Raw genomic sequence first — 22011 nt, forward strand, 5'->3', positions numbered from 1 at the left:
ACCCGACCGGGTCCGGCAGCATCGCCGTCGTGACGGACGGAAGCGCTGTCGACATCAACATCGACCTGGACCATCCTCCAGAGGACCGGCCCGCGCCGTCGTCCGGCGCGAAGCCCTGGCTCGTCGCCACCGGCGTCACCATCCTCGCGGCGACGCTCGGGCTCACCCTCACCCTGCGGTCCGGCTCCACCCCGGCCTGCGCCGCCGGCCGGACGCTGGCCGCCGCGCCGCCCACCGGCACCGCCACGCACACCGGCAAGGCCACCTTCTACGACTCGAAGGGCGCCGGCGGCAACTGCTCGAACCCGGCTGCCCCGGCCAACCGGCTCTACGTCGCGCTCGGCCCGACGGAATACTCCGCCGGTGCCGCCTGCGGCGGATTCCTCGACGTCGTCGGCCCCAAGGGCACCGTCCGGGTGCTCATCATGGACCAGTGCCCGGAGTGCGAGCCCGGCCACCTCGACCTGTCCCGCGAGGCGTTCGCCCGGATCGCCGACCCGGTCCAGGGCCTCGTTCCGGTCACCTACCGCGCGGTGGTCAACCCGCCGCTGCCCGGACCACTCACCTTCCGGATCAAGGAGGGCGCGTCGCAGTGGTGGTTCGCCGTCCGCGTCGGCAACCACGGCAACCCGCTGCGGTCCGTCGAGGTCCGGCAGCGTGACAGCGACCCCTGGCAGTCGGCCGCCCGGCAGGACTACAACTACTGGCTGATCGCCTCCGGCGCCGGGCCGGGACCGTTCAACGTCCGGATCACCGACGTGTACGGCAAGCGGGCCACCGTCGGCGGCATCCGGATGGCGCCGGGCCAGGTGCAGAACAGCACGGTCCGGATGTACGCACCCGGCGGCGGGGCGGCCCCACGTCGTCCGTCCGCGTCCACCCGACCACCGAGCAACCGGCCCGCCGTCACGCCGACGCCGACCCGTCGCTCGGTCGAGGTGGCGAGGACGAGCGCCCCGGCCACCGACGCGCCGACCACCAGCTCGGCCCGGGCCAACGCCAGATGGTGCGCGGGCTGACCGCTCAGTCGGCGTCCGTCAGATCGAGCCACATCAGAATCTCGTCCCGGTCGTCATCGGGAGCGACCCGCAACGCGCCCGGCAGCCGGCCGATCTCCCGGTACCCGAGGCGGCCGTAGAACTTGTCCAACCCCAGCCCGTCGCGCACCGTGACGTGCAGCGCCTCGTGGCCCAACGCCCTGCCCAGCCGGGTGGCCTCCACCATCAGCGCCGAGCCGTAGCCGGTGCCCTGGGTGTCCGGGTGGACCATCACCCGCTTCACCACACACCAGTGCGCAGTGAGCGGAAAACGGTTGTCACTGAAGATCAGCATTGCCGCCAGCCGGTCCCCGGAGTAGCCGACCAGCAGCCGGTCCGGTCCGTCGGCGATGCCGGCGAAAGTCGGATCGGCGGTGACGTGCACGTCGGTGGCGGTGACCGGTGGCACGAAACCGACAGCCCCGCCGGCGTTGCTGACGTCCACCCAGAGGTCGACGATCTCGGCACGTAGCTGCGGGGTGAGGGCGGGGTCGAGGACGAAGCGCAGACTCACGCTGGCCATCCTGACCCGACGACCAGGGCCACGACCCGCGACAGTGACGCACCCGACAACCACCGTCCAGCACGTGGTGTTCGTTGCCCTGTGCGGGAGAGGGGATTCGAACCCCCACATCCTTCCGGATACAGGTTCCTAAGACCTGCGCGGCTGCCGTTACGCCACTCCCGCCAACTGCCTGAGTCTAGAGTGTCTGGCTCCGACGGTGTTGAGCCCGGCCTCCTTGAGAATGGTCGAGACCGTGCCATGACTCACCTTGCATGCCCCGCCAGGCAGGTCGCGGAGGATCCCCGACAGCCGCTTCGGTCCAGCATCCGGATTGGCCAGCGCCTGTTCAATCACCGCGTCGCGATGAGCCCTCGTACGCCAGCGGCGGTCCGGACGCGGTGTCAGCACGCCCTCCTGCTCGAGTGTGCGCCGGACCTTGTACAGGTATGCCGGGTGGTAGCCCAGGTGTCGTGCCGCATCAAGGGCCGTCATCTGTTGCGCGTCGACCCGACCGAACAGGTCGACGATCTCTTCTAGCGTTGCTGGTCTGCGACCGGAACTTGCTGCCTCGTACGAGTGCTCCTCGCCACCGGTCGCCGTTGCCGTGGGAATGGTGAGGTCACGAGCCCGGTTTCGCCGGCCGGCGTAGGTGGCGGTCTGGCTGTGGCAGTTCGGGCAGAGGATCCGTAGGTTAGGTGGCCGGTTGTCGAGGAAATCCCCGTTGATGTGGTCGACGTGCAGGATGAGCGACGCGCCACGCCACACCGGCCCTATCCCACATTCCTCGCATTCCTCCGGCACGCCGAGTGTGCCCAGCGCCCACTTCAACCGCACGCCGGGCGTCCGGCGGGACCCGTCGGGCAGGACAAGCAGGAGCTGCGCTGATGTGGTGCGCCGTTCGCCACGCCGCCCCTTGTCGTGGGCCTGCCTCGTGAAGTGCGAAGTGTCGATGCCGAACCGCTTGAGCTGCCGGCTGATGTGCGCGTGCGAGCCACCGCTGACGCGTACGCCGAGCAACCGCATCACCTCGGTGATGTTGCGGGCGACGGCGGCAGCGGCGGCCAGCGCTTCGGGCGTGTACTTGTATCGAACCACTGACGGACCGTAGCGAACCGGTACGACAGGTCAGTCCAGGCCGAGGTCGCGGCGGAGCTTGGCGACGTGCCCGGTGGCCTTGACGTTGTAGAGCGCCCGCTCGATCTTGCCGTCGGCGTCGATCACGAACGTCGAGCGGATCACGCCGGTGACGGTCTTGCCGTAGAGCTGCTTCTCGCCGTACGCGCCGTAGGCGGTCAGCACCGCCTTGTCCGGGTCCGACACCAGCGGGAAGGTGATGGCGTCGCGCTCGCGGAACTTCGCCAGCTTCTCCGGCTTGTCCGGGGAGATGCCGACGACCTCGTAGCCGGCGGCCTGGAGTGAGGCGAGTGAGTCGCGAAAGTCGCAGGCCTGCTTGGTGCAGCCGGGGGTCATCGCGGCCGGGTAGGCGTACAGGACGACCTTGCGACCTCGCAGGCCGGCGAGGGAGAGCTGGTCGCCGGTGTCGGTGGCGAGGGTGAACTCGGGTGCGGGGTCACCGGGGGAGAGGCGGTCGGGCGAGGTCATGGCCCCGACCCTACCGCCGTGCCGCCGACCGGCCGAGCACCGATGGGCTGGCGGGGCCGGGCCTGGAGTGATCAAGCCCATGCGTTGTTGCCAGAGTCTGGCAACAACGATGCTTGGGAAATAGGCTGACCCACGCCGGCCCGGTCGGGCCCGCTGACGCGTGGGAGGTCGCGTGGAGACACTGGCGATGCACATCTCGAACGGGATCATCGACGGTCCCGTGGCAGCGATCTTCGCTGCGCTCGCTCTTGCCGCGCTCACCGCCTGCGTTCTGCGCGGCCGGCGCGACCTGGACGACCGGCTGGCCCCGATGGCCGGCCTGGTGGCGGCGTTCATCTTCGCCGTCCAGATGCTCAACTTCCCGATCTTCACGGCCGGGGTCAGTGGCCACCTGCTCGGTGGCGCGCTCGCCGCCATGCTGGTCGGCCCCTGGGTCGGCGCGCTCTGCGTGGCCGTGGTGCTGATCGTGCAGGCACTGATCTTCGGCGACGGCGGCGTGGCGATGCTTGGCCTCAACATCACGAACATGGCGTTGCTCGGCACCGCCGCGGCGTACGCGCTGATCGCGCTGCTGCTGCGGGTGCTGCCCCGCACGCGGGCCGGTCTGGCCGTGACCGCGTTCGTCGCCGCGACGATCAGCGTGGTGGTGGCGTCGCAGGGCTTCGTCCTGGAGTACTGGCTGGGCGGCACCACCGATCTGGGCAACAACCTGGGTGGCCTGGCCGGCACGATGGCCGGCGTCCACCTGCTGATCGGCATCGGCGAGGGCCTGATCACCGCGACCACGGTGCTCACCGTCGCGAAGGTGCGCCCCGACCTGGTGTACGCGCTGCGTTCCCTGCGCGCGCCCGCAGCCCCCGCCGTCCCGGTCGCCGGAGGTGTCCGATGAAGAACCGTTCCTGGGCCTTCCTGGCCGGCGGTCTGCTGGTCGCCCTGCTGCTCGCCGGTGTGGTGAGCAACTACGCCTCCTCCCACCCGGACGGGCTGGACTCGTCCCTGCTCAAGGGCTGCACCGTCGACGCCGACGACAACATCGTCGGGGGTAGCTGCCCGGCCCAGCAGGCCCGTGACCACGAGTTGGCCGACAGCCCACTCGCCGACTACGGCATACGAGGCGTGCGAAACAGCTTCGTCTCCACCGGCCTCTCCGGGGTGCTCGGTGTGCTGGTCACCTTCGCGATCGGGGCCGGCGGGTTCTGGCTGCTGCGCCGTCGAGGCGGCACGCCGACCGACGCTGACGCGGCGACGCCCACCGAGGGCGACCCCGCGACGTCCGGCGACGTCCGGCGCCGCGCCGACGCGGCCAGCTGAGCAGGGGTACGCGGATGGGGGCTGGTCACGGGCACGTGCTGTACCGCGAGTCGGACTCGCCGGTGCACCGGCTCCCGCCCGAGGTCAAGATCGTGGCGATGGTGGTCTTCACCCTCGCCGTGGTGGCCACCCCACGCGAGGCGTTCTGGGCCTTCGGCGCGTACGCCGTGCTGGTGGCGGTGGTGGCGGCGCTGGCCCGGGTGGGGCCGCGGTGGTTGCTCAGCCGAGCGCTGATCGAGCTGCCGTTCGTGTTGTTCGCCGTCGCCCTGCCGTTCCTCGGCAGCGGCGACCGGGTCGAGGTGCTGGGCCTGCGGCTGTCCGAGGACGGGCTGCACGGCGCGTGGAACATCGTGGCCAAGGGCACCCTGGGGGTGCTCGCCTCGCTGCTGCTCGCCGCGACCACCACCACCCGGGACCTGATCGTGGGGCTGGACCGGCTCCACTGCCCACAGGTGCTCACCCAGATCGCCACGTTCATGCTGCGCTACCTCGACGTCTTGGTCGGCGAGGCGCGGCGGATGCGGGTGGCCCGGATCTCCCGAGGCGACGACCCGCGTTTCCTGTGGCAGTTGCGCGGCTTCGCCGCCGGGATCGGGGCGTTGTTCCTGCGCGCCTTCGAGCGCGGCGAGCGGGTCTATCTGGCGATGCTGTCCCGGGGCTACACCGGGCGGATGCCCGCCGTGTGGCAGGGCGAGGGTGCGGCGAGCGCCGGTCAGTGGCTGGTCGCGGCGACCGTGCCGGTGTTGGCGGCCTCCATCGCCGCCGCCGCCGTCGTGCTGTCATGATCGGTGTCGTGCAGACCGCTGTCTCGCTGGACGTTCGGGGTGTTCGTTACGCGTACCCGGACGGGCACGTCGCCCTTCAGGGGGTCGACCTGAACGTGCCGCGGGGCGACCGGGTGGCGCTGCTCGGGCCCAACGGCGCCGGCAAGACCACGCTGGTGCTGCACCTCAACGGCATTCTCGCCCCGACCGAGGGGAGCGTGAGCGTCGGTGGGCTGACGGTCACCCCGGATCGGGCCACCCTGGCCGAGGTACGCCGCCGGGTGGGCATCGTCTTTCAGGACCCGGACGACCAGTTGTTCCTGCCCACGGTGGCGGAGGACGTGGCGTTCGGGCCGGCGAACCTGGGTCTGCGCGGGGCCGAGCTGGCCGCCCGGGTGGACGAGGCGCTCGCCGCGGTGGGGATGAGTGAGCACCGGGGCCGGGCCCCGCAACACCTGTCGTTCGGGCAGCGTCGCCGGGTGGCGGTGGCCACCGTGCTCGCCATGCATCCGGAGATCCTGGTGCTCGACGAGCCGTCGTCGAACCTGGACCCGGCGGCCCGTCGGGAGCTCGCCGAGATCCTGCGCGGCCTGCCGGTGACCCTGCTGATGGTCACGCACGACCTGCCGTACGCGGCGGAGTTGTGCGAGCGCTCGGTGATCCTGGACAACGGCCGGATCGTCGCGGACGCCCCCACCAACACCCTGCTCAACGACGCCCCCCTGCTGGCCAGACACCGACTGGAACTCCCCCACGGCTTCACCCCGCAGCCCTAGCCGCCCCGTCCCACCCCCTCATTCGCGCGATCCTGCACTTTCTGTCCCCGCCTTTGGGGCTAAAGCCGCATATGGCCAACCCAAAGTGCAAGATCGGCGCGGGCGGGCGGCGCGGCGCGGTGTGGGGGCGCGGGCGGGCGGGGGCTAGGGGGTTGGGACGACCGGTGCGGTGGTGCGGGAGGTGGCGTGCAGGCGCAGGATGCCGGCGGCTGTCGCGCCGGCGCCGGTGATCAGGAAGAGCGCCACCATCACCCGGGCGGCCGCGGGTGACCACGGCACCGGGGCGATGGCGCGGGCGAACACGGCGGCGTTCGACGCCCCGGCGAAGAGCGCCAGGCAGGCCCCGGCCAGCGCGACCACGAAGTCGGCGGCCGGGCGGCGGCCCAGCGCGTACCAGCCGGCGGTGATCGCGCCGAGGCCGGTGAGCAGGGGCCAGATCTGCCCGGAGAGCAGCCCGACCAGCACCCCGCCCACGCCCTGGGCCCCCGCGTCCAACTCCCGCCCTACCGGGTACCCGACGGCCAGCGCGCCGCCGACGATCAGCAGCACGCCGAGCGCGGACAGCGCGCGGGCGCCGGCCGGGGCGGTGGCGGCGAACAGGCCGAGCGCGCCCACCGCGAGCAGCCCCACGATGCTCACCGCCCACCAGGTGTACGCGTCCGGCGGCGGCACCCAGTCCAGCGTGCCGCCGATCACCACCGGGTCGGTGCCGTCGCGCAGTGGGATGGTCCAGTCCCGGACCCGGTGCTCGCGGTCCGGCGCGGCGCGTACCGCGGTCGGTGGCGCCGACTCCTGCCAGAGGGCGCGTTGGTCGTGCCAGCGCGCGGTGGTGCCGTCGTCGATCCGTCGCCAGGACGGTGCGGCGGCCGGGTCGGCCTCGGCCGGGAGGGCGGTGTCCCCGGTGATGGTTTGGTTCAGGTACGTGGCGGGGGAGTGGCTGTTCTCGAAGACCCCGTCCGGGCCCACGCGCAGGTACGGCTCACCGGAGTAGCCGATGACCTCGATGGCGCGGCCGGTGCGGTTGGTCAGCTCCAGTCGGGCGCCCGCCTCGATGACGCGTACCTCGAGCCCTGGCCGCGCCGGTGCGACCCCGGTGGTCCGGGTGCGGTAGTCGGTGCCGTCCGGTGCGTCCGCGCCGTGCGCGGCGGCGGGCGCCGCGCTGGTCACTGTCACCAAGCCGGCTGCGGCGGCGACCAGGCCGGCGCGGCCCAGCAGGGTACGGATCACTTGCCGGCCGCCGCCACGGCTGCGGTGAGAGCGTCCGGGGTGGGGTTCTCGACGGCTTGACCGTTGACCTTGACCGTCGGTGTGCCGGTGACGTTGCTCCGGCTGGCGTCGTCGGTGACGTGTTCGGTCCAGGTCCGGTACGTCTTGTCCTTCACGCAGCTGCCGAAGGAGCCCCGGTCGAGGCCCACGCCGGTGCCGATGTCGATGAGCTGCTCGTCGGTGAGCCCGGCGCTGCCCTCCGGCGGCTGCTGGGCGAAGAGCGCCTTGGCGTACTCGTGGTACTTGCCGCCCGCCGCCGCGCAGCCGGAGGCGGCCGAGGAGCGGGTGGAGTACTCGGTGGTGGAGAAACGGTTGAGGTACGCGACCGGGTGGTAGACCACCTTCGCCTTGTTCTCGGCCACCAACTGTTCGAGCGTCGACCCGCTGGTCTGCTCGAACTGCTTGCAGGCCGGGCAGAGGAAGTCCTCGTAGACGTCGACGGTGACCGGCCCGCCGCCGGTGACGATGCCGGTGCCCTCCGCGTTGGCGCCGGGTGGGGTGGTGAAGCTGTCGGAGCGCTGGTTGGACCAGACGGCCCAGCCGACGACACCGGCGATGACCAGGACGACGACCGCGGCGGCGGAGACCCAGATCGTGCGGCGGCGACGCCGCTCGCGGGCCAACTGCTCGCGGACCACCCGGGCGGCGTCCCGCTGCCCCTTGCGACTACTCATCCTCGTCCTCCACAACGGGTTCGCCGGACAACCACCCGTCCACCGATACCGGCGTACGCGGCCAGATCAGCAGAAATCCGGCCAGAACCAAGAATCCCAGGTCCCGGAGGATCTCCGGGAGGTAACTGGGTGCCTGCCCCGCCGCCAGCTGCCCGCCGCTGCCGAAGCAGCCGCAGTCGATGGCCAGCCCACGCGTCCAGGCCGAGGCGATCCCCACGATGAAGACCACCAGCAGCGCGGCGGACACCCCGGCGACGAGCCGGGTGGCCAGCCCGAGCAGCAGCAGCACGCCCAACGCCAGTTCGACGAAGGGCAGGGCAGCGCCGATCACGGTCGCCACGTCGTACGGCATCACCTGGTACGCGTTGACCGCCCGCCCGGAGGCGGCGAGATCGCTGACCTTCGACGCACCGGCGAGCAGCCAGACGGCGGCGAGGCCGAGTCGGGCCGCGATGCCGAGCCACGGGCGGACCAGGGGCCAACGGCCACCCCGGGTGGAAGGTGCTGTCACGCTCATTTGTCGTCCCGTCCGCGCCGGAAGTTCCCCGTTCAGCCGGTCAGGGCGTCGCCGACCGCCTCGACCAGGTCGTCCCGGGCCCGGGCGACCCGGGACCGGATGGTGCCCACCGGCACCCCTTCGACGGCGGCGGCCTCGGCGTACGACAGGCCGAGCAGTTGGGTGAGCACGAACGCGGAGCGCCGCTCGGGGCCGAGGCGGCGGACCAGGTCGGCGGCGCCGAACTGGCCGGCCGGGTCCGGGTGCGGCCGGTCGGTGTACGCGTTCGCCGCCAGGCGCTCGTCGAGCCGCCGACGCCTGATGACCGTGCGCAGGTGGTCGGCGCAGGCCCGGCGGGCGATGCCGAGCAGCCAGGTGCGGACGCTGGAGCGACCCTCGAAGGTGGGGAGTGCCCGAAACGCCCGCAGGTAGGTCTCCTGGGTCAGGTCGTCGGCGCTGTCCGGGTCGACCAGGGCGGCGGCGAACCGCCAGACCTCGGCCTGGGTCAGCCGGACGAACGCCGCCTGGGCGGTGGGGTCACCGTCGCGGGCGGTCAGCGCCCACTCGGTTGCCGGGTCCCGGGCGACCTCGTCGACCGGTTCTGCCGGACCGGCGGCACCGGGGTCACGCGGGACAGGGATCACGACACATCAGGTTACGCGGCAGTCGGCGGCGCGTCAGGGTCGTTCGGCCCTTGGATGGTCTGCGCCACGTCGGGAACTTTTCCCCGATCCGGGCCGACTACCAGTTCATGACGTGCGACCACCGACGCCCCCACCCCCCTCGGGTCGCCGAAGGGAACACCCATCGGCGACCATGGCCGGCATGACTGTCGCCCCCCGCCGCTGGGCCGCCAGGCTGGCCGCAGCCGCCGGCCTCCTGGTCACCGTCGTCGCCTTGTTGATCGCGCCAGCCACCTCCGCCAGCGCCCACGCGGTTCTGGAGAGCAGCAGCCCGGCCGCCGCCTCCATCGTGCCGAGCGGGCCTTCCGAGGTGGTCCTCACCTTCAGCGAGTCGGTCCGCAAGGTGCCCGGCAAGATCCGGATCATCGCGCCGGACGGTTCCCGGGCCGACCGGGGCGAACCGTCGTTCAACGGCGGCGTGGTGACCATCCCGGTGGACCCGGCCGGCGCCCGCGGCACCTACCTGGTCAGCTTCCGGGTGATCTCCGCCGACAGCCATCCGGTCTCCGGGGCGTTCACCTACTCGGTCGGCGCACCCTCGACCCCACCCGTCGACTCCGGCACGGACAGCCGCGCCAACCCGGTGGTGGAGACGGCGGTGAAGGTGGCCCGCTTCCTCGGCTACGCCGGCCTGGTGCTGCTGGTGGGGCCGGCACTGGTGCTCGCCGCGCTCTGGCCACGACGGCTCTCCCGGCGGGGGCCGACCCGGCTGGCCTGGACCGGCCTCGGTCTGGTGGCCGTCGCCACCCTCGCCGACCTGTGGTTGCAGGTGCCCTACACGGCCGGCGGTGGTCTCTTCGACGTCACGGGCGAGGGGTTCGGCAGTGTGTTCGGCAGCGCCTTCGGTGCCGCCCACCTGGTCCGGCTCGGCCTGCTGGCGGCGTCCGTCTTCCTGCTCCGCCCGCTGCTGGCCCGACCCGCCGGCCGCGCGGACGCGATCATCCTGGCCGTGCTCGGCGGCGCCGCCCTGCTGACCTGGCCGCTGGCCGGACACCCGGCGGCCTCCCCGGCGCCGGCGGTCTCTGTGGTGGTCGACGCGGTCCACCTGGGCAGCATGGCGGTCTGGCTGGGTGGTCTGCTCATGCTCGCCGTCTTCCTGCTGCGTCAGGCCGACGAGCGGGAGTTGGGCGCGATCCTGCCGATCTGGTCGCGCTGGGCGGCGCTGGCCGTCTCGGCACTGCTGCTGGCCGGCACCGTCCAGGCGCTGATCGAGGTGGCCACCCTGCAGGCGCTCTTCGACACCACGTACGGGCGCTTGCTGCTCGCCAAGATCGGGTTGTTCGCGCTGGTCATCGCCGTGGCCGCGTACTCCCGGAAGTTGGTGCGTAGCCGCGTCGCGGCGCAACGCCCGGTGCCGGTGCGCCGGGCGGTCCTGGTGGAGTTGGCCGTCACCGTGGTGGTGCTGGCCGTGTCCGCCACGCTCGTGCAGACCACGCCCGCGCGCACCGCCGGAGCCGCCCCGTCGGCCGGGGCCGAGGCCGGCCTCTTCAGCACCAGGCTCTCCAGCCCGCTCCTGTCCGTCGAGGTCGAGGTGAGCCCCGCCGAGCGGGGCAACAACTCGGTGCACCTGTACGCGTACGACAAGGCCAACCAGCCACTGCTGGTCGCGGAGTGGAAGGCGACGGTCGCGCTGCCCTCGGCCGGGATCGAGCCGATCGAGGTGCCGTTGCTGCGGTTGACGGACAGTCACGCCTACGGCGACATCAGCCTGCCGACCGCCGGCGAATGGCAACTGAAGATCACCGCCCGAACGACCGACATCGACCAGGCCACGGTGACCGCCACCGTGCCCATCCGTTAGAGAGGTTCGCGAAACCCATGACCCGATTCCGGCGTACCGCAACCGCCGCTGCCGCCCTGGCGTTCACCGCCGCCGCCACCGCTGTGCTCGGTTTCGCCGGACCGGCGTCCGCGCACGTCACGGTGAACCCGAAGGAGGCGACCCAGGGCGGTTACGCCCGGGTGGCGTTCCGGGTGCCCAACGAGAGCGACACCGCGTCGACCATCAAGCTTGAGGTGGTGCTGCCGGAGAACGCCCCGGTCGGCTCGGTGTCGACGATGCCGGTGCCCGGCTGGACGGTCACCACGGAGAAGCGCAAGGTGGACCCGCCGATCGAGGTGCACGGCAGTCAGCTCACCGAAGCGGTTTCCAAGATCACCTGGACGGCCTCCGGTGACGCGGGGGTGAAGCCGGGTCAGTTCCAGGAGTTCCCCGTCTCGATGGGGCCGCTGCCGCAGGTCGACTCGATGATCTTCAAGACCCTGCAGACCTACTCGGACGGCAACATCTCGCGGTGGATCGACGACCCGGCGCCGGGCGCCGAGGAGCCGGAGCACCCGGCTCCGGTGCTCACCCTGGCCGCCGCGGCGGCGCCGGCGGGCTCGGCCACGCCGACCGCAGCCGTGGCCTCGCCCGACGACGATGACGACGACGACGGCAACGGGCTCGCCGTCGGCCTCGGTGTGGCCGGTCTCGTCGCCGGTCTGGCCGGCCTGGTGCTGGGTGGGTTGGCGTTCGCGCGTACCCGCCGGGAGCCGGTCGCCAAGACCTGACCCTGTTCCACCCGCTGGCCCGCCGGATCTTCCGGCGGGCCAGCGCGCTTTCCGGAGCCGATGTCGGCCGTGCCGTGGATATCCCCTGATCAGACCGTGTACGTCGGTAAGGTCGGCCGGGTATTTGGCTACGGAGGGGGACGGTGCGGATGCGGTTCGTGCGGGTGATCGCCGGAGTGCTGCTGTTGGTCGTGGGAATTCCGGCGCTGTTCGCCGGTGGCGGGCTGTGGCTGGTGACCCGACACGCCGACCCTGGCGGGTCCTTCACCGCCCGCTTCGAAACGGTCCGCACGCCCGGTCACGCGGTCGTGGTCACCGACCTCGACCGGTTGCTGCGGCAGGAGGCGCCCTTCGCGCGTACCGCGCAGACCCGGCTGCGCCTGGACGCCCGCACCACGGGCGGGCCGGCCTTCGTCGGATTGGCGCCCACCGCCGAGGTGCGTGGCTGGCTGGAGGCGTCGCCGCACGCCACGGTCCGCCGGGTGGCGCTGGCCCGGGGTCCGCTGCCGGTCCGGCTCGACCCGGCCGGACCGGCCGCCGACACCCCGGGCGTCGCGACGGCGGACGGGCCGGTCACGCCGCTGGGCCGGCCCTTCTGGGTACGCGAGGGGATCGGCTCGCTGGAGTGGAGCGCGGACGACCTCGCTGGCGAACCCATGAGCCTGGTGGTGATGCGCCCCGACGGCGAGGCGGACCTGGCCCTGGACCTGCGCGCCGAGTTGCGGGCCGGGTGGACCGGCCCGGCCACCTGGGGTCTGCTGACCGTCGGCGTGCTGCTGGTGGTGTGCGCGGCGCTGCTCCTGCTGCGGCCGCTGCGGCCACGCGAGGTGATCTTCGTGGTCGAGCCGGATCAGGTGCCGGTGCTCGCCGGCCGGCTCGGGGTCACCTCGCTGAGTGGCCTGGGCCCCCGGCGACCCGAGCCGACCCCGCCGTTGCCGGCACGACAACTCGCTCCGGTCGGTTTCGGAGCGGCGGAACCCGCCCGGCCGGCGATCGGCGCGGCGCGCGCAGCCACCCTCGCTGACCTGGACGAACCGGTCCGGCTGCCCCGTCCACCGGAGGTGACGCTGAGTCTCGCCTGGCCGCCGGCCGACGCGGTCGAGCCCACCGCCCGGCCGGTGGCGGCCGCACCGGGCGACGACCCGGCCCGTGGCGGCTCGGCCGGATGACGGCTCGGCCGGTGGCGGTGGGTGAGACGGCGAGTGGCCCTCCGCGCTGCCGACGCGGAGGGCCACTCTCACCGGGGGATCGGTGCTACCCGAGCGACGCTTGAGGTAGATGAGGACAGGTTAGCGCCGAACATGGCTACTCGGGAGGTCTGTCCAATTGGTGCGATTTTCCGCACCGAGCCCCGAGCGCACCGGCAACGCCGCCAGCAGCAGCAGGCTGAGCAGCACGTAGGTGTTCTGCACGACGAAGTCCACCGGATCATGTGTGCGGACCGGTCCCGCACCCCAGGCCTGGAACGTCACCACCCCGTAGATGGTCACGGCGGTGATGCCCAGCGCGAGCCCGGCCAGCCACCGACGTCGGCGTGCCTCGTCCGGGCGGTCGGCGCTCAACGCCGCGTCGGCGAGCAGCACCACCGCCGGCACGAACCAGTAGATGTGGTGGGTCCAGGTGATCGGGCTCGCCAGCGAGCCGACCAACCCGGTCAACGTCAGGCCCGTCAACGCGTCACCGGCCCGCGCCGCGCGGGCGGCCCGCCACAGCCCGTAGCCGGCGACCGCGGCGACCAGCAGCAGCCAGAGCAGCCGGTCCGGCTTCTCCGGCTCGGTGAACCGGCTGAGCAGGCCGAACAGCGACTGGTTGCCGACGATGTCGGTGCGTCCGACCCGCTCGGTGGTCCACAGCTCGTGCGTCCAGAACCGCCACGAGTCACGTGGGGCGATCGCCGCCGCGAGCAGGGTCGCCGCCGCAGCGGTCGCGCTCGCCACCGCCGCGGCCCGCCACCGCCGGGTGGCCAGCAGGTACACGATGAAGATGCCGGGAAAGAGCTTGAGTGCCGTCGCCAGCCCCACGCCCACCCCGGCCCAGCGTCGCGCCTGCGGTACCGCGAACAGCAGGTCGGCCAGGATCAGCACGACCAGCAGCATGTTGATCTGGCCGAAGGTGATCGTCTCGCGGATGCTCTCCACGGCCAGCACCAGCAGGACGGCGGCGATCAGGGTGAACGTTCGGGGCAGGTCGTGTCGGGCGATCACCGGTGCCACCAGCCACCGGGTGGTCAGCACCACGGCCAGCACGGTGAGCGCCGTGAAGATCGCCACGGTGGCGCCGAGCCGCAGCAGACCGAACGGCCACAGCAGCAGCGCGCTGAATGGTGGGTAGGTGAAGTACAACTCGCCCTGCACCCGATCGGGCTGGACGTAGTCGTAGAGCGGGTGGCCGACGCGCCACCAGTCCATCGCGGACATGTAAATCTTGAGATCGAAGAAGTTGTGCACGAGGCCGGGCAGGTAGAGCGCTGGCAGCACAGCGCCGAGGGCCACCACCGCGACCAGACGACGGACCGTACGGCCGCCGGGATCGTCTTCGGTGACGGCGGGCGGTGCGACGGGTTCTGCTGGCACCCCGAAACCCTAGCGGTCCGGTCCGCCGAGAGCGCGCAGCCGCGGGGCGTGGGCTGCGCGTAGGCTGTCCCGGTGGCTGATCTCCTCGTCTGGATCGACTGTGAGATGACTGGGTTGGACCTCGGCAGGGACAAACTGATCGAGGTTGCGGCACTGGTCACCGATCCCGACCTCAACGTGCTGGGTGACGGTGTCGACGTGGTCATCCACGCCGACGAGGCGGCGCTGGAGGGGATGCCGGAGATCGTGCAGACCATGCACGCCAAGTCCGGCCTCACCGAGGAGGTCCGTCGTTCGGCGGTCACCCTCGCCGAGGCCGAAGACCTGGTCCTGGAGTACGTCCGCACCTTCGTCAAGGATCCGCGTACGGCGCCGCTCTGCGGCAACTCGATCGCCACCGACCGGGGCTTCATCGCCCGGGACATGCCCCGCCTCGACGCGCACCTGCACTACCGGATGATCGACGTGTCGTCGATCAAGGAACTCTGCCGCCGCTGGTACCCCCGGGTGTACTTCGGTCAGCCGCAGAAGGGCCTCGCGCACCGGGCGCTGGCCGACATCCGGGAGAGCATCCGGGAGTTGGAGTACTACCGGCGCACCCTCTTCGTTCCGCTGCCCGGCCCGGATGTCGAGACCGCCAAGGCCGTCGCCGCCGAACTCTGACCGCGGCGCCTCGTCCCGGGGAGCAGGGAACCCGCTGGACGAGGCGCGCCGCGGTGTGGCTATTATTGGTCCGCACCCCGCCCGGAGCGATCGACCGGGCGACGGCGGCATGGTGGCTGTAGCTCAGTTGGCAGAGCACCGGGTTGTGGTCCCGGTTGTCGTGGGTTCAATTCCCATCAGTCACCCAGCTGGTTTCCACTGCTCAGGCCCCCTCCTCGGAGGGGGCCTGAGTCGTTGTAGGGGCGAGACACGGGCCTACGCGAAAGCCCCCTCCGAAGAGGGGGCTTCCGTCGGCTGGCTCAGGCGGTCGGCGTGGGGGACGTGGTGACCGTCCCGTCCGGGGTCGGGGTGGTGGCGTCCGGGTCGGCCGGAGGCTCGTACGGGAGGGCGCTGCCCTTGACGTACTCGTCCCAGCTCATGTTCCAGTCGGTCCAGCCGTTGCCGTTCTGGAGCTTGCGCTCGGTGCCCTTGACCGTGATCGGGTCGCCGATCTGGGTGTTCTTGAAGAGCCAGTCGCCGTTGGCCATCGACACGTTCACGCAGCCGTGCGACACGTTAGTGGTGCCCTGCTGACCCTCGGACCAGGGTGCCGCGTGGATGAACTCCCCGCCCCAGGTGAGGCGCTGCGCGAAGTCGATCTTGGTGCGGTAGCCCTCCTCCGGGCCCAGCTCCTCGAACGTGTCGAAGACGGTCTTGCGCAGCTTCTCGATCACGACCATGGTGCCGCTGGACGACGGGGTGCTCTTCTTGCCCAGGCTGACCGGGATGGTCTTGATCACAGAGCCGTTGCGGGTCACCGTCATCCGCTTGGTCTTGTTGTCCACCGTCATGACCACCGCCGCGCCGATCTTGACGTCCACCGAGAGGTCGGCGCGGCCGTACCAACCCGCACCCATCGGCAGGCCGCCGGCCTGCACCCGGTAGGAGACCTTGCTGTCGGGCTTCCAGAACTCCTTCGGCCGGTACCGGATCTCGGTGGGGCTGACCCAGTGCCAGATCCCCTCCTGCGCCGGGGTCGAGGTGACGGTCATCCGGCGCTGCACGTCGTCGCGGTAGTCCTCCGGGATGGCCCGGCTGAACTTCACGATCAGCGGCATGCCCACCCCGACCACCTGGTTGTCACCGAGGAAGCTGCTCACCCGTACCTGATTGCCGGGCTTGGCCATGGTGGTGAAGGTGCTGGTCGCGGTGGCCGGACGGCCGTCGTCGCCCTTGGCGGTCACGGTGGCCGTGTAGCTCGTGCCGTAGGCCAGCGCGCCGGCCGGCAGCCACGACTTGCCGTCCTTGGCGAGGGCGCCCTCGACCGCCTTGCCGGCGGCGTCCTTCAGCTCGACAGCGGTCTCCACGGCGTCCTTCGTGGTGAAGGTGACGCCGGTGGACGCCGGCACGTCCTTGGCGTCGGCCGCCGGCTCACTGATCGTCGCGGCGGCCTTCGGTGCCGGGTTCTCGCCCCCGCCGTGCCACGAGGACGGCTTGCCGCCGTCGCCGTCGGTGCAGGCCGAGGTGAAGGCCAGCGCCACGGCGAGGAGCCCCGCCGCGAACACGCGGCGTCGCCCACCGGGCCTGATCAGCTGGTCCTGGCTAGCTCGCATGAATTCCCTCACAGTTGTGGTCGCTGCCCCATCGTCTCTTACTGACGCGCCAGAGCCGGCCCCGGTTGCCGAGGGTGAACCGAAGCACGCCATCAATAGTGCCCGGATTCTGCTACTATCCGGCGTTTCGTGAGCCTGGTTCGTCTCCGTACCGGGAGTGCGGGGGTCGCGCGCCGTCATCGAGCGGCGGGAGTGCAAGGGTACGCCGGCCCGGCCAACGGCCGGGCCGGCGCAACGAGGTCGACGGCTCAGACCGCCGGGCCGGCCCCACCGCTGGGCACCGGCAACGCGCTGCCCTTGACGAACTCCGACCAGCTCAGGCTCCACGCCGTCCAACCGTTACCGGCGGCGATCCTGCGCTCGGTGCCCTTGATCGTGATCGGGTCACCGATCCGGGTCTTGTCGAACAACCACCTGGCGTTCGCCATCGACACGTTCACGCAGCCGTGCGAGACGTTCTGCCGCCCCTGCACGTGCTCCGACCAGGGCGCGGCGTGGATGTACTCGCCACCCCAGGTGAGCCGCTGGGCGAACTGGATGTCGGTCACGTAGCGGTTGGCCGGATCCGGGTCGTCGCGAGTGTCGAAGACCGTGGCTTCCTTCTTCTCCATCACCACCATCGTGCCGCTCGACGACGGAGTGCTCTTCTTGCCCAGGCTCACCGGAATGGTGCGCACCGGCGCGCCGTTCTCGTACACCGTCATCTTCTTGTTGGCGTTGTCGACCTTCATCTCGAACGACCGGCCGATCTTGGCGGTGGCCTTGCGGTCGACGTCGCCGTACTTGCCGTTGCTCAGCGGCACCCCCGCCAGGGCGATCCGCACGGTGATGGTGGTGCCCGGCTTCCAGTACTCCGGGGCCCGGTAGTAGGCCTGCGTGCCATTGCTGACCCAGTGCCACGCGCCCGGCTGCGGCGGGTCGGTCCGGACGAACATCCGCTTCTGCACCGCCGCCCGGTCCTTCTTCGGGATGCCCGGGTGGAACTCGGTGACCACCGGCATGGCCACCCCGTAACTCTTGTCGTCGAAGAGGTACAGGCCCGAACCGATTGTCGACTTCGGCTTGGCCATCGTGGTGAAGCTGCTGGTGCCCTGGCTGCTCGTGCCGTCCGACGCGCTCGCCGTCACCGTGGCCGTGTAGCGGGTGCCCCACTTCAGCGGAGCTGACGGCACCCAGGACGAACCATCGGTACGCAGCTTGCCCTCGACCGAGCCGCCGCCGTCCGCCGTCACGGTGACCGCGGACACTTTCCCGCCGTCCGGGAGCTTCGTGCTGATCTCCGTGCTCACCGGCCGGTTCTTCGTGCCGTTGGCCGGGCTCAGCGTGAGCGGCGGACCGCTCGGTGTGCTTGGCGTGGACGGTGCGGCTGACCCAGGGGCGGTGCTCACGTCCGAGGACGCCCCGCCAACGAATTCCGGCTTCTTCTCGTCGCCGCCGCATCCGGTCAGTGCCAGCGACGCCGCCAGAGTCAGGGCGCCCACCACCGCCCCGGCTCGCGTGAACCGTGCCATGCCCACCTCTGTTCTCGCGTACCTGGCGGACATCGTGCCGCATCACCGCCCCAACCCACGCCCCGATCTTGGCGGCGGGGGCCGGTTTGGGGCTTTTTGCCGGCAAAGCTCGACCGAAGGGGGGACCCGGGGAACCGAATTGGAGCCCGTGTTGGAGGGGTGCTAATGTTCTCTCCGTTGCCGACGAGCGCCGCTAGCTCAACTGGCAGAGCAGCGGACTCTTAATCCGCGGGTTCGGGGTTCGAGTCCCTGGCGGCGCACCCTTGGAAAGGCCCCTGGCCTGGCGTTTCACGCCGGTCAGGGGCCTTCTCTGCTTCTCTGGCGGTGGCTGGGTGCTCATGGGGTGCTCGGGAGCGGTTGGACTGCCCGGGGCCCCTCGGGATGGTGGAAGCCGACCCGGGACTGCGGACGTGATCGACTGCCGGCAGCCCGATGCCTCGTCTTGCCCGAGATCTGCGTTGGTCTGTGGCTGGTCATGGAACGACAAGCGAGCACACGGGCCGGACTCCCGTTATGGGTGGATGCCGGCAACGCCGATCCGTCGGTGGCGGCGGCCGTGCTGTTCCTTGCCGACCGCAGCGAGCGTGAGCGGGAGTTGCAGGCCGGCCTGATCCGCCGGCCCGTACGAACCAAGTTGCCGTTGATGCGCTTTCCGCCGACGAGCATGAGGCCGGTTAACGCGCGGACGGTGGTGGGTTGTCCCGTTCAGCGGCAAGGACGTCAGCGAACGGCATAGTAGCTGCGCGCGCGGCACCCAGAGTTGGACCAAGTCGCGACAGCGACCTGCAAAACGTCTACGGGGACATTCGTAGCTTGAGACTCGCCAAGCTGTGTACCACCAGGTACAGGATGAGTTCACAAATTCTAGTACGCCGGAGTACTTGACCCCAGACTGATCGTCGGGATACCGTTCCGGTGAACGTGGTCGGAAGAAGACTCGGCGGTCCCGGATCGGGCGCGCCAAAGACGATGCCCCAGGCGGCATGCCGAAGCAGAGGCGAACCTGGGGCGTACCCAGGCACTGTACCACAGCATCATGCTGCCGTGGTGTCGCGATCCGAGGGGGCTCAAGATGACTTCCACCGGCGATAACGACGATTGGATCAGCGAGGCGCTCTCCGATGCGAGGTTCGCCCCATACCTTGAGGAGTGCGGCGGCGACATTGCCACAGGGTGGCGCCTGTACACGTGGAGCATCGGCGTATCCGCAGCGTTCTATCCACTGCTGCACTTCGTTGAGATCACCCTGCGCAACGCGCTGCACCGCGAGCTGAGTGCGCGGTTCGGATGTGTGGACTGGTGGTCGGTGGCGCCGATTAACGAGCATGGGCAGCAACTGGTAAAGCAGGCGCGGGAAAAACTGTTTGGGCGTCGTTCGCCGCAGAACGCGGACGACCTGGTGGCGAAGCTGACCTTCGGCTTCTGGGTGTCACTAGTCAGTCAGACCTACGACCGCACGTTGTGGGTGCCCGCTCTGTACCGAGCGTTCCCGCACTACCGCGGGCGCCGCGACGCCTTGCATGCCGAGCTCAAGGAAGTGCTGCGGCTGCGCAACCGCGTGATGCACCACGAGCCGATCCATCGGCGTGACTTGAAGGCTGATCACGCAAAAATTTATCGGCTGTTCGGCCACATGTCGTCCGACCTGGCCGCGTCCGTGCGGTTGGTCGACCAAGTCCCGCACGCGCTGCGGTCCGTTGACCGGTGAGGATCCGTTCATGACCGAAGGCGGCCGGAAGCTGACACTCACCGACATCGCGAAGCTGGCGGAGGTCGGCGTCAGTGCGGCCAGTAACTGGCACAAGCGTCACACCGACTTCCCCCGACCCACCGTGGTGTCCGGGCAGGAGCTGTTCGCTTCCGACGAGGTCGCACGTTGGCTCAGTCAGCGCAAGATCGCCCGCAACGGCCTGCAGGCTGACGAGGCGCCGGGCACCACATACGGCGACAGGTTCATCCGCAATGGTGGTGCACCCGCACCGCGCCTTCAGGCGGAGCCGTCGCACGTCCCGGCAGAGGTCCGTTCCGACTGGACGAACAAACTATGGCGGATCATGGATCTGCTACGCGGCGACCTCGAGCTCGTGTCTGCCGTCGACCTCATCATGGCCATGCTTTACCTCCGGACAACCGATCCAGAGCTTTGGCGGGCGGTAACGGAACAGCGCTCTTGGGGAGCCGTTAACTGGATGCTGCGGGATGTGCCCTCGTGGGAGCACGAGGTGCCGCTGTTCCCCGCCGTCGCCTCGAATCTCTCCGGCGAGCAGCAGTTGATGGAAGCGATCCGGCTCTTCGACCAGATCGACTCCGACAGCGTGGGGTCAGCCTCGATGTTCGACGCCTTGCTGGAAAAGGTCAATCGCGATCTCGGCCGGCACGGCGGTCACTTCACACCGCCCTCGGTGGTGAGGTGCATGCTTGAGGTCCTCGATCCAGGAAGCACGAACACCGTCTACGACCCGTCGTGCGGGTCTGGCGAACTGCTCGTGGCAGCGGCACAGCGTGGTGTGGAGGCGCTATCCGGCCAGGCGATGAACGGACGCTCGCTCCGGATGACGCTGCTCCACCTGTCAATGCACGGCCGTGAGGCGAAGCTGCGGATGGGCGGCCCCGAAATCATGCGCGGGGCATTCGCCGCTGAACAGTTCGATGTCGTTCTGTCCAATCCACCCTTCAATGTCACGCTTCCTGACGACATTGAACAGGACGCGTGGCGGTTTGGCGCGCCGACCAAGCGCGCCGCGAACTTCGCATGGCTTCAGCTCGCAGTGCACCAGTTGAGGCCGGGCGGTCGCGCCGGGGTTCTCATGCCGAATGGAACACTGTTCACCGGTGGAGTGAACGCGGAAATCCGGCGCAAGATGATTGAAGCAGGAGTGGTCGAGGGGATCATCGCATTCCCCCCAGGGCTTTTCGCAGCCACCGGAATCCCGGTGTCCCTCTGGCTTATTAGGCGACCGAAGCCTGGCGCGCCCGCACCTTCGGAGATCCTCTTCGTCGACGCCACGAGCATGGGCGCGACGAACGAGCGTGCTCAACGGGTTCTCTGTGACGACGAGGTGGCGAAGATCGTTAAGGAGTATCGCGACTGGCACGATTTCGGCCGTTCGGGAAACTTCGACCATTCAGCCGCTCTCGCTCGACCAGTGGGCATCGAGGAGATCCGGCAGAACGATTACGATCTCCAACCACGGCGGTACGTGCGCGAAGAGATCCACTCCAGTAGCTTGCAGGCAGACACGCCGTCAGCGAGGCTTGAGTCGTTGCAACGGGAGCTCGACGGGTTGGACGAGCGGGCAAAGCGGACTCGCCGCGATTTCGATACCCGTCTCGAGGCACTACACGGCTCGACCACCAGGAGTCGGCGCGAAGTGTCTCTCGGCGAAATCTGCGACGTTCACGCAGGGCCAGGCACAGTGGATCGCGAGCGCGGCCTGGCTGTGCAGGGTTGGACACCGCTCGTGCTGCCCCGCAACATCAAACGCGGCCACGTTAGCCACGAGGAGCTTGACACGGTCAAGCCCGAGACCTCCGCGAAACTCGCAAAATACATGCTCCGGCCAGGTGACATCGTCTGCGCGCGATCAGGAACGCTCGGCCGACACGGACTCGTGCGGGAGGCCGAAGGCGGATGGCTTTTGGGACCCAGCTGCATGCGCCTGCGACCCGGTGGCGAAGTTGTTCCCGAGTACCTCGTGCATTACCTGAACAGTCCCGAAGTGCACAGGTGGATCACGTCCAAATCGCGCTACTCCACCGCCATCCCGCACATCAGCGCGGCCACATTGCGAGAACTGGTCATTCCGCTGCCACCAGTTGTAGTGCAGCGGGAAATCGCAGCCACGATGGGTTCGATCGATGTGCATATCGAGCAGTACGAACGAGGCGCGTCGACCATGCAATCCTTGCGCGATCTGGTCTTTCCTTCACTGATGCAGCCATGAGCTGAGCGGCGCCTCCGGAGCAGTTTCGATCGGAACCCGCGTGTAACGCAGTAGTGGTTTG

Annotated in this window: 21 protein-coding genes and 3 tRNA genes; 13 read left to right on the forward strand and 11 right to left on the reverse strand. The window is 70.1% G+C overall.

All coding sequences use genetic code 11. The annotated features are described in order from the left end of the window. Nucleotides 1-29: 29 nt before the first annotated feature. Nucleotides 30-1019 carry an expansin EXLX1 family cellulose-binding protein gene (locus ACQRWP_RS00455; protein ID WP_430500265.1) on the forward strand — a complete coding sequence of 330 codons (990 nt, stop codon included), beginning with the start codon at nucleotides 30-32 and terminating at the stop codon, nucleotides 1017-1019. Between the two features lie 4 nt (nucleotides 1020-1023). On the opposite strand, the gene ACQRWP_RS00460 is transcribed toward ACQRWP_RS00455, so the two are convergent. The 4 genes from ACQRWP_RS00460 to bcp form a co-directional block, all read right to left on the reverse strand. Continuing rightward, nucleotides 1024-1551, reverse strand: coding sequence for an N-acetyltransferase family protein (locus tag ACQRWP_RS00460; RefSeq protein WP_430500266.1), 528 nt, complete (start codon nucleotides 1549-1551; stop codon nucleotides 1024-1026). A 91-nt stretch (nucleotides 1552-1642) separates the two neighbouring features. Next, a tRNA-Leu gene (locus ACQRWP_RS00465) sits at nucleotides 1643-1725 on the reverse strand. Next, nucleotides 1711-2637, reverse strand: coding sequence for an HNH endonuclease (locus ACQRWP_RS00470; protein ID WP_430500268.1), 927 nt, complete (start codon nucleotides 2635-2637; stop codon nucleotides 1711-1713). Before ACQRWP_RS00470 ends, ACQRWP_RS00465 begins: the two co-directional genes overlap by 15 nt. A 30-nt stretch (nucleotides 2638-2667) precedes the next feature. Further along, nucleotides 2668-3144 carry a thioredoxin-dependent thiol peroxidase gene (gene bcp, locus ACQRWP_RS00475; RefSeq protein ID WP_430500270.1) on the reverse strand — a complete coding sequence of 159 codons (477 nt, stop codon included), beginning with the start codon at nucleotides 3142-3144 and terminating at the stop codon, nucleotides 2668-2670. A gap of 172 nt (nucleotides 3145-3316) precedes the next feature. Here bcp and ACQRWP_RS00480 point away from each other — a divergent pair, with 172 nt between their 5' ends. Genes ACQRWP_RS00480 through ACQRWP_RS00495 form a run of 4 tightly spaced genes read left to right on the forward strand, consistent with a single transcriptional unit; the run spans nucleotide 3317 to nucleotide 5995 of the window. Next, a complete protein-coding gene (locus ACQRWP_RS00480) occupies nucleotides 3317-4033 on the forward strand; it encodes an energy-coupling factor ABC transporter permease (RefSeq protein WP_430500272.1) in 717 nt (238 codons plus the stop codon). Next, nucleotides 4030-4455 (forward strand): PDGLE domain-containing protein, encoded by a 426-nt coding sequence (locus tag ACQRWP_RS00485; RefSeq protein ID WP_430500273.1) that lies wholly within the window; start codon nucleotides 4030-4032, stop codon nucleotides 4453-4455. The genes ACQRWP_RS00480 and ACQRWP_RS00485 overlap by 4 nt, the downstream gene beginning before the upstream one ends. A gap of 14 nt (nucleotides 4456-4469) precedes the next feature. Then, nucleotides 4470-5240, forward strand: coding sequence for a cobalt ECF transporter T component CbiQ (cbiQ, locus tag ACQRWP_RS00490; protein ID WP_430500274.1), 771 nt, complete (start codon nucleotides 4470-4472; stop codon nucleotides 5238-5240). Further along, entirely contained in the window at nucleotides 5237-5995 is a 759-nt protein-coding gene (locus ACQRWP_RS00495; protein WP_430500275.1) for an energy-coupling factor ABC transporter ATP-binding protein, read from the forward strand. Before cbiQ ends, ACQRWP_RS00495 begins: the two co-directional genes overlap by 4 nt. Nucleotides 5996-6139: 144 nt before the next feature. On the opposite strand, the gene ACQRWP_RS00500 is transcribed toward ACQRWP_RS00495, so the two are convergent. The 4 genes from ACQRWP_RS00500 to ACQRWP_RS00515 are packed head-to-tail and all read right to left on the reverse strand — an operon-like array spanning nucleotide 6140 to nucleotide 9075. Further along, a complete protein-coding gene (locus ACQRWP_RS00500; RefSeq protein ID WP_430500277.1) occupies nucleotides 6140-7222 on the reverse strand; it encodes a hypothetical protein in 1083 nt (360 codons plus the stop codon). Further along, nucleotides 7219-7935: a DsbA family protein gene (locus ACQRWP_RS00505; RefSeq protein WP_430500278.1), complete on the reverse strand. Its 717-nt coding sequence runs from the start codon at nucleotides 7933-7935 to the stop codon at nucleotides 7219-7221. The genes ACQRWP_RS00500 and ACQRWP_RS00505 overlap by 4 nt, the downstream gene beginning before the upstream one ends. Continuing rightward, nucleotides 7928-8452 carry a MauE/DoxX family redox-associated membrane protein gene (locus ACQRWP_RS00510; protein ID WP_430500280.1) on the reverse strand — a complete coding sequence of 175 codons (525 nt, stop codon included), beginning with the start codon at nucleotides 8450-8452 and terminating at the stop codon, nucleotides 7928-7930. The genes ACQRWP_RS00505 and ACQRWP_RS00510 overlap by 8 nt, the downstream gene beginning before the upstream one ends. A 32-nt stretch (nucleotides 8453-8484) precedes the next feature. After that, complete coding sequence (locus tag ACQRWP_RS00515; protein ID WP_430500281.1) at nucleotides 8485-9075, reverse strand: sigma-70 family RNA polymerase sigma factor; 591 nt, start codon at nucleotides 9073-9075, stop codon at nucleotides 8485-8487. Nucleotides 9076-9247: 172 nt separating this feature from the next. On the opposite strand from ACQRWP_RS00515, the gene ACQRWP_RS00520 reads away from it, so the two are divergent. The 3 genes from ACQRWP_RS00520 to ACQRWP_RS00530 all read left to right on the forward strand — a co-directional run bounded on the left by ACQRWP_RS00520 (nucleotide 9248) and on the right by ACQRWP_RS00530 (nucleotide 12836). After that, complete coding sequence (locus ACQRWP_RS00520; protein WP_430500282.1) at nucleotides 9248-10915, forward strand: copper resistance CopC/CopD family protein; 1668 nt, start codon at nucleotides 9248-9250, stop codon at nucleotides 10913-10915. 17 nt (nucleotides 10916-10932) lie between these two features. After that, nucleotides 10933-11667 (forward strand): YcnI family protein, encoded by a 735-nt coding sequence (locus ACQRWP_RS00525; protein WP_430500284.1) that lies wholly within the window; start codon nucleotides 10933-10935, stop codon nucleotides 11665-11667. A gap of 149 nt (nucleotides 11668-11816) precedes the next feature. Further along, the gene (locus ACQRWP_RS00530; protein ID WP_430503375.1) at nucleotides 11817-12836 is read left to right on the forward strand and encodes a hypothetical protein; all 1020 of its coding nucleotides are present in this window, start codon (nucleotides 11817-11819) and stop codon (nucleotides 12834-12836) included. Nucleotides 12837-12956: 120 nt separating this feature from the next. Here the strand turns inward: ACQRWP_RS00530 and ACQRWP_RS00535 are convergent, their stop codons facing one another. Beyond that, nucleotides 12957-14240 (reverse strand): glycosyltransferase 87 family protein, encoded by a 1284-nt coding sequence (locus tag ACQRWP_RS00535; protein ID WP_430500286.1) that lies wholly within the window; start codon nucleotides 14238-14240, stop codon nucleotides 12957-12959. Nucleotides 14241-14312: 72 nt separating this feature from the next. Here ACQRWP_RS00535 and orn point away from each other — a divergent pair, with 72 nt between their 5' ends. Together orn and ACQRWP_RS00545 are read left to right on the forward strand one after the other, a co-directional pair. Beyond that, entirely contained in the window at nucleotides 14313-14903 is a 591-nt protein-coding gene (orn, locus tag ACQRWP_RS00540) for an oligoribonuclease (RefSeq protein WP_430500287.1), read from the forward strand. Between the two features lie 112 nt (nucleotides 14904-15015). Next, a tRNA-His gene (locus ACQRWP_RS00545) sits at nucleotides 15016-15088 on the forward strand. Between the two features lie 114 nt (nucleotides 15089-15202). Here ACQRWP_RS00545 and ACQRWP_RS00550 read toward each other — a convergent pair. Together ACQRWP_RS00550 and ACQRWP_RS00555 are read right to left on the reverse strand one after the other, a co-directional pair. Continuing rightward, nucleotides 15203-16495 (reverse strand): Ig-like domain-containing protein, encoded by a 1293-nt coding sequence (locus ACQRWP_RS00550; RefSeq protein ID WP_430500288.1) that lies wholly within the window; start codon nucleotides 16493-16495, stop codon nucleotides 15203-15205. 248 nt (nucleotides 16496-16743) lie between these two features. Beyond that, nucleotides 16744-18006, reverse strand: a complete 1263-nt coding sequence (locus ACQRWP_RS00555) for an Ig-like domain-containing protein (protein WP_430500290.1) — start codon at nucleotides 18004-18006, stop codon at nucleotides 16744-16746. Between the two features lie 187 nt (nucleotides 18007-18193). Here ACQRWP_RS00555 and ACQRWP_RS00560 point away from each other — a divergent pair. The 3 genes from ACQRWP_RS00560 to ACQRWP_RS00570 all read left to right on the forward strand — a co-directional run bounded on the left by ACQRWP_RS00560 (nucleotide 18194) and on the right by ACQRWP_RS00570 (nucleotide 21950). Next, a tRNA-Lys gene (locus tag ACQRWP_RS00560) sits at nucleotides 18194-18266 on the forward strand. An 812-nt stretch (nucleotides 18267-19078) separates the two neighbouring features. Next, nucleotides 19079-19714: a hypothetical protein gene (locus ACQRWP_RS00565; RefSeq protein ID WP_357071100.1), complete on the forward strand. Its 636-nt coding sequence runs from the start codon at nucleotides 19079-19081 to the stop codon at nucleotides 19712-19714. 10 nt (nucleotides 19715-19724) lie between these two features. Beyond that, complete coding sequence (locus ACQRWP_RS00570) at nucleotides 19725-21950, forward strand: N-6 DNA methylase (RefSeq protein ID WP_430500292.1); 2226 nt, start codon at nucleotides 19725-19727, stop codon at nucleotides 21948-21950. Nucleotides 21951-22011 lie beyond the last annotated feature (61 nt).

Source organism: Micromonospora trifolii (genome assembly GCF_050516465.1).
GTDB lineage: Bacteria > Actinomycetota > Actinomycetes > Mycobacteriales > Micromonosporaceae > Micromonospora > Micromonospora trifolii.

What these genes read in the sequence shown, in the direction of transcription:
- ACQRWP_RS00495 (WP_430500275.1), top strand. Translation starts at nt 5,237, where the DNA reads ATGATCGGTGTCGTGCAGACCGCTGTCTCGCTGGACGTTCGGGGTGTT.
- ACQRWP_RS00510 (WP_430500280.1), bottom strand. Translation starts at nt 8,452, where the DNA reads ATGAGCGTGACAGCACCTTCCACCCGGGGTGGCCGTTGGCCCCTGGTC.
- ACQRWP_RS00530 (WP_430503375.1), top strand. Translation starts at nt 11,817, where the DNA reads ATGCGGTTCGTGCGGGTGATCGCCGGAGTGCTGCTGTTGGTCGTGGGA.
- cbiQ (WP_430500274.1), top strand. Translation starts at nt 4,470, where the DNA reads ATGGGGGCTGGTCACGGGCACGTGCTGTACCGCGAGTCGGACTCGCCG.
- ACQRWP_RS00555 (WP_430500290.1), bottom strand. Translation starts at nt 18,006, where the DNA reads ATGGCACGGTTCACGCGAGCCGGGGCGGTGGTGGGCGCCCTGACTCTG.
- ACQRWP_RS00525 (WP_430500284.1), top strand. Translation starts at nt 10,933, where the DNA reads ATGACCCGATTCCGGCGTACCGCAACCGCCGCTGCCGCCCTGGCGTTC.
- ACQRWP_RS00520 (WP_430500282.1), top strand. Translation starts at nt 9,248, where the DNA reads ATGGCCGGCATGACTGTCGCCCCCCGCCGCTGGGCCGCCAGGCTGGCC.
- ACQRWP_RS00550 (WP_430500288.1), bottom strand. Translation starts at nt 16,495, where the DNA reads ATGCGAGCTAGCCAGGACCAGCTGATCAGGCCCGGTGGGCGACGCCGC.
- bcp (WP_430500270.1), bottom strand. Translation starts at nt 3,144, where the DNA reads ATGACCTCGCCCGACCGCCTCTCCCCCGGTGACCCCGCACCCGAGTTC.
- ACQRWP_RS00565 (WP_357071100.1), top strand. Translation starts at nt 19,079, where the DNA reads ATGACTTCCACCGGCGATAACGACGATTGGATCAGCGAGGCGCTCTCC.
- ACQRWP_RS00505 (WP_430500278.1), bottom strand. Translation starts at nt 7,935, where the DNA reads ATGAGTAGTCGCAAGGGGCAGCGGGACGCCGCCCGGGTGGTCCGCGAG.
- ACQRWP_RS00570 (WP_430500292.1), top strand. Translation starts at nt 19,725, where the DNA reads ATGACCGAAGGCGGCCGGAAGCTGACACTCACCGACATCGCGAAGCTG.
- ACQRWP_RS00485 (WP_430500273.1), top strand. Translation starts at nt 4,030, where the DNA reads ATGAAGAACCGTTCCTGGGCCTTCCTGGCCGGCGGTCTGCTGGTCGCC.